This is a genomic window from Pseudomonas sp. Pseusp16, from assembly GCF_047324915.1.
GTDB classification, from domain to species: Bacteria; Pseudomonadota; Gammaproteobacteria; order Pseudomonadales; family Pseudomonadaceae; genus Aquipseudomonas; species Aquipseudomonas fluorescens_CD.
The window spans coordinates 3055007-3070238 of sequence record NZ_CP168522.1 but is presented as its reverse complement, the minus strand read 5'-3'; the positions used below and the strand labels follow the sequence as shown (position 1 = coordinate 3070238).

The 15232-nt window shown below is 60.5% G+C and carries 12 protein-coding genes; 7 read left to right on the top strand and 5 right to left on the bottom strand.

From position 1 onward, the window contains the following. Nucleotides 1-15: 15 nt before the first annotated feature. The 4 genes from ACEN8Q_RS13885 to ACEN8Q_RS13870 all read left to right on the top strand — a co-directional run bounded on the left by ACEN8Q_RS13885 (nt 16) and on the right by ACEN8Q_RS13870 (nt 4108). Nucleotides 16-252, top strand: a complete 237-nt coding sequence (locus tag ACEN8Q_RS13885) for a DUF1653 domain-containing protein (protein WP_007986363.1) — start codon at nt 16-18, stop codon at nt 250-252. 114 nt (nt 253-366) lie between these two features. Continuing rightward, a complete protein-coding gene (gene topA / locus ACEN8Q_RS13880; protein ID WP_413705359.1) occupies nt 367-2994 on the top strand; it encodes a type I DNA topoisomerase in 2628 nt (875 codons plus the stop codon). Nucleotides 2995-3255: 261 nt separating this feature from the next. Continuing rightward, a complete protein-coding gene (locus ACEN8Q_RS13875; protein ID WP_085716758.1) occupies nt 3256-3780 on the top strand; it encodes a DUF6586 family protein in 525 nt (174 codons plus the stop codon). A gap of 94 nt (nt 3781-3874) precedes the next feature. Then, complete coding sequence (locus ACEN8Q_RS13870; RefSeq protein ID WP_008023011.1) at nt 3875-4108, top strand: hypothetical protein; 234 nt, start codon at nt 3875-3877, stop codon at nt 4106-4108. 93 nt (nt 4109-4201) lie between these two features. Here ACEN8Q_RS13870 and sulA read toward each other — a convergent pair whose 3' ends face one another. Both sulA and lexA read right to left on the bottom strand, forming a co-directional pair. Further along, nucleotides 4202-4678: an SOS-induced cell division inhibitor SulA gene (gene sulA / locus ACEN8Q_RS13865; RefSeq protein WP_413421412.1), complete on the bottom strand. Its 477-nt coding sequence runs from the start codon at nt 4676-4678 to the stop codon at nt 4202-4204. 10 nt (nt 4679-4688) lie between these two features. Beyond that, entirely contained in the window at nt 4689-5297 is a 609-nt protein-coding gene (gene lexA / locus ACEN8Q_RS13860) for a transcriptional repressor LexA (RefSeq protein ID WP_007974043.1), read from the bottom strand. Nucleotides 5298-5526: 229 nt separating this feature from the next. Here lexA and ACEN8Q_RS13855 point away from each other — a divergent pair, with 229 nt between their 5' ends. The 3 genes from ACEN8Q_RS13855 to ACEN8Q_RS13845 all read left to right on the top strand — a co-directional run bounded on the left by ACEN8Q_RS13855 (nt 5527) and on the right by ACEN8Q_RS13845 (nt 8153). Next, nucleotides 5527-6234 carry a TetR/AcrR family transcriptional regulator gene (locus ACEN8Q_RS13855; RefSeq protein WP_413421414.1) on the top strand — a complete coding sequence of 236 codons (708 nt, stop codon included), beginning with the start codon at nt 5527-5529 and terminating at the stop codon, nt 6232-6234. Nucleotides 6235-6404: 170 nt separating this feature from the next. Further along, nucleotides 6405-7403: a beta-N-acetylhexosaminidase gene (nagZ, locus tag ACEN8Q_RS13850; protein ID WP_413705500.1), complete on the top strand. Its 999-nt coding sequence runs from the start codon at nt 6405-6407 to the stop codon at nt 7401-7403. A gap of 12 nt (nt 7404-7415) precedes the next feature. Next, nucleotides 7416-8153, top strand: a complete 738-nt coding sequence (locus tag ACEN8Q_RS13845) for an S-methyl-5'-thioinosine phosphorylase (RefSeq protein WP_057400208.1) — start codon at nt 7416-7418, stop codon at nt 8151-8153. Between the two features lie 144 nt (nt 8154-8297). Here ACEN8Q_RS13845 and ACEN8Q_RS13840 read toward each other — a convergent pair whose 3' ends face one another. The 3 genes from ACEN8Q_RS13840 to mfd are packed head-to-tail and all read right to left on the bottom strand — an operon-like array spanning nt 8298 to nt 15041. Continuing rightward, nucleotides 8298-10991 carry an SNF2-related protein gene (locus ACEN8Q_RS13840; protein ID WP_413421417.1) on the bottom strand — a complete coding sequence of 898 codons (2694 nt, stop codon included), beginning with the start codon at nt 10989-10991 and terminating at the stop codon, nt 8298-8300. Between the two features lie 11 nt (nt 10992-11002). Beyond that, nucleotides 11003-11581 (bottom strand): CsiV family protein, encoded by a 579-nt coding sequence (locus tag ACEN8Q_RS13835; RefSeq protein WP_413421419.1) that lies wholly within the window; start codon nt 11579-11581, stop codon nt 11003-11005. A gap of 10 nt (nt 11582-11591) precedes the next feature. Next, nucleotides 11592-15041, bottom strand: coding sequence for a transcription-repair coupling factor (gene mfd / locus ACEN8Q_RS13830; RefSeq protein WP_413705358.1), 3450 nt, complete (start codon nt 15039-15041; stop codon nt 11592-11594). Nucleotides 15042-15232 lie beyond the last annotated feature (191 nt).

Below are 15232 nucleotides of genomic sequence, written 5' to 3'. Positions count from 1 at the left end.
AGTGAGGGCCAAAGCATGCCGATACAACCTGGGCTCTACCAACATTACAAAGGTCCGCAGTACCGCGTATTCAGTGTTGCGCGGCATTCGGAAACCGAAGAAGAAGTGGTCTTCTATCAAGCCCTGTATGGCGATTACGGCTTTTGGGTACGTCCCTTGAGCATGTTCCTGGAGTCCGTCGAGGTTGACGGTGAACAGGTGCCACGCTTTGCTTTGGTGCAGGCTGAAGAAAGCCTTTTTACCAAGCCATAAGCTGAGTTCGCGCAATACCCTGCGCTTGACCTCACCTTGTTGCCACTATATATAGCGGTGCCGCGTCAGGCGCCAATCGCCTTTCACTTCTCGAATTCAGGAATTTTCTGATCCATGGGCAAATCGCTGGTCATTGTGGAATCCCCGGCTAAGGCCAAGACCATCAACAAGTATTTGGGCAACGAATACGTGGTGAAGTCGAGTATCGGCCATATCCGAGACCTGCCCACCAGCGGTTCGGCTAGCGCCAGCAAAGAGCCAGCCGCCAAGCGCGGCAAGGCTGCTGCGGGTGAAGCGCCGGCACTGTCGCCGAAAGAAAAGGCGCGCAAGCAGCTGGTCGCGCGCATGGGTGTCGATCCCGATCATGGCTGGAAAGCCAAGTACGAGATCCTCCCAGGCAAGGAAAAAGTCATCGAAGAGCTGCGCCGGCTCGCCAAGGATGCTGACACCATCTATCTCGCAACCGACTTGGACCGCGAGGGGGAAGCCATTGCCTGGCACCTGCGCGAAGCCATCGGTGGTGACGACAGCCGCTACAAGCGCGTGGTGTTCAACGAAATCACCAAGAAGGCGATTCAGGAAGCCTTCTCCCAGCCGGGCGAGCTGGATATCGACCGTGTCAACGCCCAGCAGGCACGTCGCTTCCTCGACCGCGTCGTGGGTTACATGGTTTCGCCACTGCTGTGGGCCAAGATCGCTCGTGGTCTGTCCGCCGGTCGCGTGCAGTCGGTTGCCGTGAAGCTGGTGGTTGAGCGTGAGCGTGAAATCCGCGCGTTCATCCCGGAAGAGTACTGGGAAGTTCACGCCGACCTCGGCACCGCCAAAGGCGCGACCGTGCGTTTCGACGTGGCCCGCGAGAAAGGCGAAGCCTTCAAGCCGCTCAATGAAACCCAGGCCATGGCGGCGCTGGAGAAGCTCAAGGCTTCCAGCTACAGCATCGTCAAGCGCGAAGACAAACCGACCAGCAGCAAGCCGTCGGCACCGTTCATCACCTCCACCCTGCAGCAGGCCGCGAGCAACCGCCTGGGCTTCGGTGTGAAGAAAACCATGATGATGGCCCAGCGTTTGTACGAAGCCGGCTACATCACCTACATGCGTACCGACTCCACCAACCTCTCGGTTGATGCCGTGGCGATGGCGCGTACCTATATTGAAGGCGAGTTCGGCAAGAAGTACCTGCCGGAAACCCCGAACGTCTACAGCAGCAAGGAAGGCGCACAGGAGGCTCACGAAGCGATTCGTCCGTCCGACGCCAATACCGAGCCAAGCAAGCTGTCGGGCATGGAGCGTGACGCTGAGCGCCTCTACGAGCTGATCTGGCGCCAGTTCCTCGCTTGCCAGATGCTGCCGGCGCAATACCTGTCGACTACCGTCACTGTGGGTGCCGGTGACTTCGAGCTGCGCGCCAAGGGCCGCATCCTGAAGTTTGACGGTTACACCCGCGTCATGCCGCAAATCGCCAAGCCGGGCGACGACGACGTATTGCCGGACATGGCCCAGGGCGACGCGATGAAGCTGATCAAGCTTGATCCGTCCCAGCATTTCACCAAGCCGCCGGCGCGCTACTCGGAAGCCAGCCTGGTGAAGGAAATGGAAAAGCGCGGTATCGGTCGTCCTTCGACCTACGCGGCGATCATTTCGACCATCCAGGACCGCGGCTACGTGGCGCTGCACAACCGTCGTTTCTACTCGGAAAAGATGGGCGACATCGTCACCGAGCGTCTGGCAGAGAGCTTCTCCAACCTGATGGACTACGGTTTCACTGCGGGCATGGAAGAGCATCTCGATGACGTGGCCCAGGGCGAACGTGACTGGAAAAACGTGCTCGACGAGTTCTACGGCGACTTCAAGAAGAAACTCGAAGTGGCCGAAAGCCCGGAAAGCGGCATGCGTGCCAACCAGCCGGTGATGACCGACATCCCGTGCACCACCTGCGGTCGCCCGATGCAGATCCGTACCGCGTCGACCGGTGTGTTCCTCGGTTGCTCGGGTTACAGCCTGCCACCAAAAGAACGCTGCAAGGCCACCGTGAACCTGGTGCCGGGCGATGAAATCGCTGCGGACGACGAGGGTGAATCGGAGTCGCTGGTGTTGCGTGGCAAGCATCGCTGCCCGATCTGCAGCACGGCGATGGATGCCTACCTGCTCGATGAGAAGCGCAAGTTGCACATCTGCGGTAACAACCCGGATTGCGATGGCTACGAAATCGAAGAGGGCACTTACCGCATCAAGGGCTATGAAGGTCCGAGCCTGGAGTGCGACAAGTGTGGCAGCGAAATGCAACTCAAGACTGGCCGTTTCGGCAAGTTCTTCGGTTGCACCAATGCCACCTGCAAGAACACCCGCAAACTGCTGAAGAGCGGTGATGCGGCGCCGCCGAAGATGGACCCGGTGAAGATGCCTGAGCTGAAGTGCGAAAAGGTCAACGACACCTACATTCTGCGCGACGGTGCATCCGGCCTGTTCCTGGCGGCCAGCCAGTTCCCGAAAAACCGCGAGACTCGTGCTCCGCTGGTGATGGAAATCATCCCGCACAAGGATGAGATCGATCCGAAGTATCACTTCCTCTGCGAAGCGCCGAAGAAAGATCCGGATGGCCTCCCGGCTGTGATTCGTTACAGTCGCAAGACCAAGGAGCAGTACGTACAGACCGAGGTCGACGGTAAGCCGACTGGCTGGAAAGCGTTCTACGACGGCGGCAAGTGGGCGGTCGAAGACAAGCGTCCGGCAGCCAAGGCGTAAAGCCGCCACCCCTGTAGGAGCGAGCTTGCTCGCGATGGACCTGAGAGCAACGCGGGCATCCTGTAGGCCCGCGTCATCGTTGACGACCATCGTCGGAACGCCGCCCGGAGCAAGCTCGCTCCTACAGTCAGTGCGCAAGGCCGCATGAGAACCTTCGGGTTTTCATGCGGCCTTTTTGTTTTGGGCTTGCGGTCGGATCGGGTGATCCACGACACTGTCATACCTGCATGAAGCAATTATTTCGTTGTGGAGGCTGCCGTCATGGCCCACGAACTTTATACCCGCACCAATCAGAAGATTTACTTCGCCGGCTTGTCGCTGGAAGCACTGGCCCGTACTGAAGAAAGTCGGGCAATGAATTCGCTGGCGCTGATCCAGGCCGGACGCGAATCCGCGCTGTTTCACCTGTACGGCGCGCTGTTGGGCCTGTGTCACGAAATCGCCGGTTTCTATCGCTTGCCTCAGGCCAATGCGTCCCGTGCAGAGTTGTTGCTGACTCGCGAGGTGCTGGAAACCATCGCCATTCCGGAAATGGCCGAGATGGTCGAGCTGGCCAATAACCCGGAGACCTGGCTGGCCAGACTGTTGGCCGCCCATGCTGCGCTGTTTCAGCCACCACGCGCGCCGCACAAGCCGAAAGGGGACGTGACTCAGCCACTGATTCAGGCTGTCAATCTGGATGAAGAGGACGCGCCGGAGGAACTGAGTCGGGAGGAGCTGGAGAGCTGGCGTCAGAACCTGAAAGCGTTGGCGATCCGGTTTCGTGAAGGGTTGAACGAGTGCTGACACTCGCCGTCGGGTGATGACATCTGGTCAAGATCCCAAGCGAAGCCCGAGCGATGCCTATATAATCCCCGCCTTTCGTGGAGAACAGTCCTTTATGCCAACGTCCTTTCTAGAAATTGTCGAGTTACCAGACGGCCGAATCGAGCTGCGCAGGGCCGAGGACGAGGGTTCTCTGGTTACTTTGGATTTCTCCGAGGACGCCAAAGCGTTCCTGCAAGGGCAGCACGTGGAAGTCGCCAAGGCGATGTTGAGCGTCGGTGTGCAGATGGCAGGTCGCCTGGTTGAAGGCGAATTCGACAAGGAAGAGGGGACACGGGTTCTGCATTGATCCCCGTCTGTCGTTTTTCTTGATATCGCTACTCATCGGCTTCTCTGTCCTTGGAGAAGCCTCGCGCGGTGAAGCCCGCGTTTTGCCTGTCAGTTAACCCAGTCGAATATTCAGGCTCTGAGCGTCCCCGGTGCGGGCGGCGCTGATCAGTTGTTGCCGCGATTGGGAGCTCAGCGGGTTGATCCAGCTGACCACCGTATGGCTGCGCCCCAGGCGCAACGCTTCGCAGGTCAGTTGCTGGGCGCTCTGGCTGCCCCGCGGTTGCAACAACAGGATGCGCTCGCGGTTGAGGCCGGCATCTCGCAGCCAGGCTTGGGTCAGGCTGGCGGGCGGCGCGATCAGTGTCAGCCAGCGAGCATCCTGGTCCTGGCTCAATTCCCTGAGGATGGGGGCCAGAAGGCTCAGGCAGTTCCCGGCTGCACCACGCAGTGACAGCTCGCTGAAAACGTCAGGTTCGGCGCTCCAGGGGGACTCGACTACGTCTTTCAGAATCGGCGCCAATGGCTGTGCCATGAACGCTTCGAACAACGGCAGTTGGGCTTGCTGTGGTGATGTCTGTGGGAACTGCATGGTGCCTCCTTTAGCGGCGAATGACGCCGACACTCAAGCCTTCGATCACCAGTTCCTGATCTTGAAGGTTCACTTCAATAGGGGCGAACTCGGGGTTCTCGGCGATCAGCCAGACTTTGCTGCCGTCACGCTTGAAGCGCTTGACGGTCACTTCGTCGCCGATTCGCGCAACCACGATCTGGCCGTTGCGGGCTTCGCGGGTGGTGTGGACCGCCAGCAGGTCGCCGTCGAAAATGCCGACATCTTTCATGCTCATCCCATGGACGCGCAGCAGGTAGTCGGCACGCGGATGGAAGAAGGCAGGATTGATGTTGCAGGACTCTTCGATGTGTTGCTGCGCAAGAATCGGGGCACCGGCTGCGACCCGGCCAATGATCGGCAGGGTGGAGTCGTCGGCCTTGGCTTCGAAGCCAGGGATGCGAATGCCACGGGAGGCGCCAGGCGTCATCTCGATGGCACCCTTGCGGGCCAGCGCCTTGAGGTGCTCTTCCGCTGCATTGGGTGACTTGAAACCCAGTTCCTGAGCGATTTCCGCGCGGGTGGGTGGATATCCGTTGTCTTCCAGGCAGCGTTTGATGAAAGCCAGAATCTCTGCTTGTCGTGGCGTCAGCTTTAGCATATTGATCGCTCTGTTTTTTTATACAGTGACTGGGATTATATACAGTAAGGCGGTCTTGGCAATGCTCCTTTTTTCAGTCGCCGCCGGACGGTCAATCAGTCAGTGGATTGAAGCTTTGTCGTTGTGTGGTTAAATGTCTGACCGACCATTCCCAAAACGAACTGCCAGACTTGACAAGGCACAGGCTGAAACGTATGTTTCAAACAAGTGTTTGTCAGGCGGAGTAGCCATGGCCCAGTCGGAAACCGTTGAACGCATTCTTGATGCCGCCGAGCAGTTGTTCGCGGAAAAAGGTTTCGCTGAAACCTCGTTGCGTCTGATCACCAGCAAGGCGGGTGTCAACCTGGCGGCGGTGAACTATCACTTCGGTTCGAAGAAGGCGTTGATCCAGGCGGTTTTCTCGCGGTTCCTCGGGCCGTTCTGCATCAGTCTCGATAAAGAGCTGGAGCGGCGTCAGGCCAAGCCTGAAATCAGGCCGACACTCGAAGAGTTGCTGGAAATCCTCGTCGAGCAGGCACTGGTGGTGCAGCCGCGCAGTGGCAACGACCTGTCTATCTTCATGCGTTTGCTGGGGCTGGCGTTCAGTCAGAGCCAGGGCCACCTGCGTCGTTATCTGGAAGACATGTACGGCAAGGTGTTCCGCCGCTACATGACGCTGGTCAACGAAGCGGCGCCGCGCATTCCCCCCATCGAACTGTTCTGGCGCGTGCACTTCATGCTCGGTGCGGCAGCGTTCAGCATGTCCGGCATCAAGGCCTTGCGGGCGATTGCTGAAACCGACTTTGGCGTGAACACTTCGATCGAGCAGGTCATGCGCCTGATGGTGCCATTCCTGGCCGCCGGCATGCGCGCCGAATCCGGTGTGACGGATGCGGCCATGGCCACAGCCCAGTTGCGTCCGCGCACTAAATCGACGCCGGTTGCCGCCAAGGTTTAACCGTACACGGGTGGGCGCGGCAGCTGACATCCGCTAAGCTAGCCGCCCATGCCGACTCTGTTTCTGAACCCGTTTCCCATTGATACCGCCGACCTGCCGGGCACTGCCCCCGGCGGCGAATTCGTGTGGGGCGGGTTTTCTGTTATCAAGGAAAAACTATGACTGCTGGCTTGCAAGGCTCGTTGATGGTGGACGTCGCCGGTACCTGGCTGACGGCTGAAGATCGCCAATTGTTGCGCCAGCCCGAAGTGGGTGGCTTGATCATCTTTGCCCGTAACATCGAGCATCCGCGTCAAGTGCGCGAGCTGAGTGCAGCCATTCGCGCCATTCGTCCCGATCTGCTGTTGGCGGTGGATCAAGAGGGCGGTCGCGTGCAGCGCCTGCGCCAGGGTTTCGTGCGGTTGCCCGCCATGCGCGCCATTGCCGACAACCCGAACGCCGAATACCTGGCCGAGCAGTGTGGCTGGATCATGGCGACCGAAGTGTTGGCCGTTGGCCTGGACCTGAGTTTCGCCCCGGTGCTCGACCTCGATTACCAACGCAGCGCGGTGGTGGGTACCCGTTCGTTCGAGGGTGACCCGGAGCGCGCCGCCCGGTTGGCCGGTGCTTTCATCCGCGGGATGAACAGCGCAGGCATGGCGGCCACCGGCAAGCACTTCCCCGGTCACGGCTGGGCCGAAGCGGATTCCCACGTCGCGATCCCCAACGACGAACGCAGTCTCGATGAGATCCGCGCCAACGATCTGGTGCCGTTTGCCAGATTGAGCAAGCAACTGGCCGCGGTCATGCCCGCCCATGTGATCTATCCACAAGTCGACGCCCAGCCGGCCGGTTTTTCCCGTCGCTGGTTGCAGGAAATCCTGCGCGGCGAGTTGCAATTCGACGGGGTGATTTTCAGTGATGACTTGTCCATGGCGGGGGCTCACGTGGTCGGCGATGCCGCCAGTCGAATCGAGTCAGCGCTGACTGCCGGCTGCGACATGGGCCTGGTGTGCAACGACCGTGCGGCCGCCGAGCTCGCCCTGAGCGCTGCCCAGCGTCTGAAGGTCAAGCCATCCGAGCGTATTGCGCGGATGCGCGGCCAGTCGTTCGCCAGCACCGAATACCGTCAGGACCCGCGCTGGCTGACCGCTGTCGGCGCGCTCAAAGAAGCTCAATTGATTGATTAAGGACTGTTCGTTATGACGGTTTACGCGATTATCGGTGGCACTGGCCTGACTCAGCTCGAAGGCCTGAGCATTCGTCAGTCACTGACAGTGGACACGCCTTACGGTGCACCTTCGGCCGACGTTCAGATCGGCGAATATGCCGGCAAGGAAGTGCTGTTCCTTGCACGTCACGGTCATCCGCATCGTTTTCCGCCGCATCAGGTCAACTACCGCGCCAACCTCTGGGCGTTGAAGCAGGCCGGGGCGCAGGCGATTCTCGCGGTCAATGCCGTGGGTGGAATTCATTCCGCCATGGGCACAGGGCATTTCTGCGTGCCGCATCAGTTGATCGACTACACCAGCGGTCGTGAACACACTTACTTTGCCGATGATCTGGAGCACGTCACCCATATCGACTTCAGCTACCCCTACAGCGAACCATTGCGCCAGCAACTGATCGCGGCATTGGCGGCGGAAGGCGTGGGCTACAGCAGTCATGGCGTGTATGCGTGCACTCAAGGGCCGCGCCTGGAGACGGTGGCTGAAATCGCCCGGCTGGAGCGCGATGGCTGCGACATCGTCGGTATGACGGGTATGCCCGAAGCAGCCCTGGCCCGCGAACTGGAACTGGATTACGCCTGCCTGGCGCTGGTGGTGAACCCGGCGGCGGGCAAGTCGACGGCCGTAATCACCATGGCCGAGATCGAGCAGGCATTGCATGACGGTATGGGCAAGGTGAAATCGACGTTGGCGCGGGTGCTCAAGGGCTGAGTCAGGCGCTATGCCGAGTCGCCCCCTTCGCGAGCAAGCCCGCTCCCACAGTGGTTTTGTGTTGCCTCCACTGTTGAGGCTAAACACAAATCAAATGTGGGAGCGGGCTTGCTCGCGAAGAGGCCGGTTCAGACGCCGCAAATCTCAGCGTTTTTCGAGGTTTTTCGGCAGCGGCGCAAACAGCGCCTCGATATCATCGTTCTGCAGTTTCCAGTCCCCGGCCTTGCGCCCATCCAGCACGCCGGCCGCGAGGTCGGATTTTTCCTTTTGCAGGTGCTGAATCTTTTCTTCCACCGTGCCGCGGGCAATCATTTTGTAAACGAACACCGGCTTCTCCTGGCCGATGCGATACGCCCGGTCGGTCGCCTGGTTCTCCGTCGCCGGGTTCCACCACGGGTCGTAATGAATCACCGTGTCCGCTTCGGTCAGGTTCAGGCCCACGCCACCTGCCTTCAAGCTGATCAGGAAAATCTGACGCTTGCCGCTCTGGAATTCCTTCACGGGTGTGCGGCGATCACGGGTCTGGCCGGTCAGCAGGGCATAGGCCACGCCGCGTTTGTTCAGTTCGTCTTCGATCAGCGACAGCATTGAAGTGAACTGGGAGAACAGCAGGATCCGCCGACCTTCCTCGAACAATTCCTCGAGCATTTCCATCAGGCTGTCGAGCTTGCCTGACGTGCTGCCACGGCTCGGCAGGGTCGCCTCGTTGACCAGGCGCAAATCGCAGCACACCTGACGCAGCTTGAGCAGTGCTTCCAGAATGATGATCTGGCTGCGGGCCACGCCTTTGCGGGTGATTTCGTCGCGGACTTTCTTGTCCATGGCCAGGCGCATGGTTTCGTAGACGTCGCGTTGGGCCTCGTTGAGCTCGACCCAGTGGATGATCTCGGTTTTCGGTGGCAACTCGGTGGCCACCTGTTCCTTGGTGCGGCGCAGCAGGAACGGCTTGATCCGGCCGTTGAGGTGCTGAAGCCTGACCTCGCTGGTGCGTTTTTCAATCGGCACGCGGTAATCGCGGTTGAAGCTTTTGACGTCGCCCAGCCAGCCGGGCAAGAGAAAGTGAAACAGCGACCACAGTTCACCGAGATGGTTTTCCAGCGGTGTGCCGCTCAGGCACAGGCGCTGCCGGGCGTTGAGCTCGCGGGCAGCCTGGGCCGCCTTGCTGCCGGGGTTCTTGATGTATTGCGCTTCATCCAGCACCAGTATGTGCAAGGGCTGCGCCGCGAGGCGTTCGACATCCTTGGGCAGCAGTGCATAGGTGGTCAGGATCAGATCGTAATCGGCCAACTTGTCGAAGTGCTTTTTGCGGCTGGCACCGTATAGCGCCAGTACTTTGAGCTGGGGCGTAAAGTGCGCCGCTTCGTCGAGCCAGTTGGGGATCAGGCTGGTCGGCATCACGACCATGCACGGCCGATCGAGGCGGCCGGCGTTTTTCTCGCTCAGGACGTGCGCCAGTGTCTGCAGGGTTTTGCCCAGGCCCATGTCGTCCGCGAGAATTCCGCCCACTTCCAGCTGCCGCAGTGATTGCATCCAGCTCAAGCCTTCGAGCTGATACGGACGCAGCGTCGCATTCAGGCCGTCCGGGGCAATGGCCGTGTGGTCCTTGATGTCGCGCAGGCGCTGGGCAAAGGTGCGGATCTGCTCTCCACCCTCCCAGAGCAGTGGCATGTCTTCCAGCGGGTTCAGGCGCGTGGCATCGGCCTTGCTCAGGCGCAGCGTGGTTTCGCCGGGCTCCTGCAGGTAGAACTCGCCAAGGGTTGCCAGCACCGGCTTCAAGCGGCCGAAGGGCAGGGCGACTTGCAGTGGCCCGTGTTCGGAGTTCGGGCGATTGGGAATATTGACCAGGATCAGCTCGTCGTCGCGTCGTCGGGCAAGGCGTTCCGGATTGAGGATTTCGCTGTGGGAGCGCATCAGGTTGAGCAGGATCGGCAACAGGCTCAGGCGTTCGCCGTTGACGATGATCCCCAGCTCCAGATCGAACCAGTCTCGCTCCGGTACCTGTTCGACCGTGGCGTACCAGTCGTCTACCGCCGTCAGGTCGAAACCGAAGTCCTCGTCGATCTGCAATTCCCAGCCCTGGGTGCGCAACTTCGGCAGTTCATTGAGGGTAAAAGTCAGCCAGGCGCTGTCATTGACCATCTCGAACAGCTCGCCGGCACTTTCCGGCAAGGCCTTGCTTTGCCGGGTGGCCACTTTGAAGCCGAGGATTCGCAGTTGTTCCCGGTAGGACTGTTCCACTTCCGGGTGGCGTTTTATCCGCAGCGTCTGGGTCTCCTGACGAATCAGGATGTCGGCGTTTTTCTGACCGGAAACGTACTCGTCCAGATAGCTGAAAGACAGCGCCGCGCGATGCTGAATGTAACGCTGCATTCGACCGTTGCGCGGTTCGAACGCACTGAACTCGATGCTGGCGAGCCACAGGCGCGGGACGGGTTGCACATTGTCCACCAGCACTTGTGGCGGGGCTTTCGGGCTGCGGTTTTCCAGGACTGCCTGGAGTTTTTCCAGGAGTTCGGCGTCTTTGGCGGCGGCTGGGTAGTCGAGGGTTTCCTGCACTTGCAGGAGCACCGCTGCGCAATGTTTGCAGTTGTTGTGGACCGGGCAGGAGCAAGTGGCGTCGACCATCAGCAGGGTGCCCTTGGCTGACTCGCGCAGGCGAATGGTCTGACGGTAAACGTTACCGCCAGAGCCTTCGCACGCGGCGATGATCGTGGCATCGCCGGCTTCAACGATCCTGACGCGATTCTCCAGCGCGTAGCGGCGGCCACGCTCCAGGCTCTGTTCCTTGAATCGGCTGACCCAGGACGGTGCCAGGGGTTTGCTCAGGGTCGCGGACATAGGGACTTCAATCAGTCCGGAATTTCTTCGGGAGCTGGGCGGGGGGCTGGGGCGGTCAGCGAGGTGATCTTGATCAGCAGGCCGAGGTGGCCGTTGTCGAGGAAGTTCAGCTGGCCGTTCTTGGTGTGGCTTTCCTGTTTCAAGCGCTCGCTGGCGGTCACCATGCCATTGGCATCGATCTGATTGACCCAGAAATCGGCGTCGACATCGGTAAAGCGTCCCAGCTTCATGTTCAGCGTGCCCTCGATCGGGAACTGACCATATTGTTCCTTGCCGTCGCTGATCGCCACTTTGCTGCCAGCTTCGCCGAGGGTCTGTTGCCAGGCTTTGTGCAGCAACACCGTGTAGTCGGCGCTGCTGGTGAGTTTTTCCACCTCGCCATTCAGGCTTGGCGTACGCAGGCTGTCGGGGCTGACCGGTTGTGCGCCAGCTGCCCAGTCTTCCGGCGCGGCACGGCTGACAATCGCCGGTACGGCGTTTTGACGGACCAGAATCATTTCGACCTGATACAGGTCATCGGCAAATGCCGTAGGTGCGACCAATGCTGGCATCAACAGGGTCAGCAAGGTCAGTGAGCGAAACAGGCGCATGCGGCGTCCTTCAAGCAGTTTTCGGAACGAGGTGCTCGAAGAGCGCCTCTACAGTATTAAAGCGCTCTTCCGGGCGCTCCATCGGAACCATGAACTTGAACATCGTGGCGCCTTCGAATTTGTAGCGTTTTGGCTGGCTCTGGATCAGCTTGATCAGGGTCAGCGGGTCGACCGGCGTCTGTGCGGCGAACTCGACGCGACCGCCCTGGGGGCCGCCATCGACTTTCTTGATGCCCAGTTGCTCGGCCTGCAACTTCAGTGCAGTGATGCGGATCAGGTTCTTGGTCGGTTCCGGCAACAGGCCGAAACGATCGATCATCTCCACCTGCAAATCCTTGAGACCGTCTTCATCGGTGGCCGAGGCAATGCGCTTGTAGAGAATCAGGCGGGCGTGGACATCCGGCAGGTAGTCTTCCGGAATCAGTGCCGGTACCCGCAAGTTGACTTCCGGGCCACCGCCCAGCGGTTGATCGAGGTTCGGTTGCTCGCCCTTGCGGATCGACTTCACTGCGCGCTCGAGCATTTCCATGTACAGCGTGAAACCGACAGCCTGGATCTGCCCGCTCTGGCCGTCACCGAGCAGTTCGCCGGCGCCACGGATTTCCAGGTCGTTGGTGGCGAGCACGAAGCCCGCGCCGAGGTCCTGGGTGTTGGCAATCGCTTCCAGGCGCTTTTCCGCGTCCGGGGTGATTTGCTGGCGCGGTGGCGTCAGCAGGTAGGCGTACGCCTGGTGGTGGCTACGTCCGACCCGACCGCGCAACTGGTGCAACTGCGCCAGGCCGAACTTGTCGGCGCGCTCGATGATGATGGTGTTGGCGCTCGGTACGTCGATGCCGGTCTCGATGATGGTCGAGGCGATCAGCACGTTGAAGCGCTTGTGGTAGAAGTCGCTCATCACCTGTTCGAGTTCGCGTTCGCGCATCTGCCCGTGACCGATGCCGATTCGGGCTTCCGGTACCAGTTCGGCGAGGTCGGCGGCGCACTTCTCGATGGTCTTCACGTCGTTGTGCAGGTAGTAGACCTGGCCGCCACGCAGCAATTCACGCAGCAAGGCCTCTTTGACCGTGCTCTTGTTCTGCTCCATGACGAAGGTGCGTACCGACAGGCGACGGGCCGGCGGAGTGGCGATGATCGACAGGTCGCGCATGCCCGACACCGCCATGTTCAGCGTGCGCGGAATCGGCGTGGCGGTGAGGGTCAGGATGTCGACTTCGCTGCGCAGCGCCTTGAGCTGTTCTTTCTGGCGCACGCCGAAACGGTGTTCCTCATCGATGATCACAAGGCCCAGGTTTTTGATTTTGACGTCGTCCTGCAGCAGCTTGTGCGTGCCGATGACGATGTCGATCTTGCCTTCGGCCAGGTCCGCGACCGCCGCGTTCACTTCCTTGGCCGACTTGAAGCGGCTCATCACTTCCACGGTCACCGGCCAGTCGGCGAAACGGTCGCGGAAGCTGTTGTAGTGCTGCTGGGCGAGCAGGGTGGTCGGCACCAGGATCGCCACTTGCCTGCCGCCATGCACGGCAATGAACGCGGCGCGCATCGCCACTTCGGTCTTGCCGAAGCCGACGTCGCCGCACACCAGGCGATCCATGGGCTTGGGCGCGAGCATATCGTCGCGCACCGCTTCGATAGTGGTTTGCTGGTCCGGGGTTTCTTCAAACGGGAAACCCGCGCTGAAGGTGGCGTAGTCAGCTTTCGGATCGGCGAAGGCGTAGCCTTCACGGGCCGCACGGCGTGCATAGATGTCGAGCAACTCGGCGGCCACGTCGCGAACCTGTTCGGCGGCCTTGCGCTTGGCTTTCTGCCAGGTCTCGGAGCCGAGGCGGTGCAGCGGGGCCAGGGCGTCGTCGCTGCCGGTGTAGCGGGCGATCAGGTGCAGGTTGGCCACCGGCACATACAGCTTGGCGCCTTCAGCGTATTCCAGGGCGAGGAACTCGGCGGTCTGGTTGTCGATTTCCAGGGTCGCCAGGCCCAGGTAGCGGCCGACACCGTGGTCGATATGCACCACCGGCGCACCTTCGCGCAGCTCGGTGAGGTTCTTGATGACGGCATCGTTGTTGGCATCGGCGCGCTTTTCGCGACGCCGACGCTGCATCACGCGCTGACCGAACAATGGGCTTTCGGCAACCAGGGCCAGGGCCGGGTCGTCGAGCTGCAGGCCTTCATCGAGTGGTGCGATGGTGATGGCCAGACGCTCCTTGCCGGCGACAAAGTCCGGCCAGCTGTCGACGGTTTTCGGTCGCAGCTTCAGGCGTTCCAGCAGTTCCAGCAGCACTTCGCGGCGGCCTGCGGATTCGGCGGTAAACAGCACGCGTCCGGGGAATTCGTCGAGGAAACCAGCCAGTGCCGCCAATGGCTGGGTGGCCTTGGCTTCGATGGCCAGGTTCGGCAGTTCTCGAGCCGGGAAGCGCTCGCGGCCGCCACCGCTTTCAATGTCCTGTTGGCTGGCCACTACGCGCGGCCAGTTCTTCAGGCGCGCGAAGCAGTCTTCCACTGGAAGGAACAGCTCGGCTGGCGGTAATAAAGGGCGGGAAGGATCGACACGGCGTTCTTCATAGCGATTACGCACATCGTTCCAGAAATTCTCGGCGGCCTGTTCGATGCCCGGCAGGGAAAACACTTGCGTGTCCTGTGGCAGGTAATCGAACAGCGTCGAGGTTTCTTCGAAGAACAATGGCAGGTAGTACTCGATACCGGCCGGGGTGATCCCGCTGTTCAAGTCCTGGAAGATCGGGCAGCGACGGAAATCGACATCGAAGCGCTCGCGAAAACGCGCCTTGAAGCGGGTCACGGCTTCTTTCTCCAGCGGGAACTCCTTGGCCGGCAGCAGCTTGACCGAGTCGACCTTGTCGATGGAGCGTTGATTCTCCGGGTCGAAGGTGCGCAGGGTTTCGATTTCGTCGTCGAACAGGTCGATGCGGTATGGCAGTTTGCTGCCCATCGGGAACAGGTCGATCAACGAGCCGCGGACCGTGAACTCGCCATGCTCGTACACGGTATCGACATAGCGATAACCGGTGGCTTCAAGCCGGGTGCGCATTTGCTCGACGTCGAGCTTCTGGCCGACATCCAGCACCAAACTGCTGCCGAGCAGGAATTTGGTGGGCGCCAGGCGGTGCAGGGCCGTGGTGATCGGCACCACCAGCACGCCATGACTCAACTCCGGCAGTCGATAGAGCGCCGAGATACGCTGGGAAATGATGTCCTGGTGCGGTGAGAACAGGTCGTAGGGCAGGGTTTCCCAATCGGGAAAGTGCAGTACGGGCAAATCCGGGGCGAAGAAACCCAGCTCCTGTTCCAGCCGTTCGGCACTTTGGCTGTCGGCGGTCAGCAGCAGGGTAAAGCGCTTGGCAGCGCTGGCGGCCTCGGCAATGGCCAGGCTCAGGGCGGCACCGGGCAGGTTGCCCCAGTGCTGTTTACCTGCCGCGGCAGGGAGAAGCGGTAGACGCAGAACGGGCACGGAAGGTTGAGCTCCAAGCGTTGCGACAAAGTCGGTAATTGTAGCGGTCTACGATGCCGCCTGTCAGTTGCTGACTGTGTCTAAAGCACGGGTTTGGCGAAATGTAGTGGTAAAGACAAAATTCTGCGCTTTTTTACCTAGAATTAATGAATATGTAGTGGCAAAAACAACGAGTGTTACGGAGGGTTACG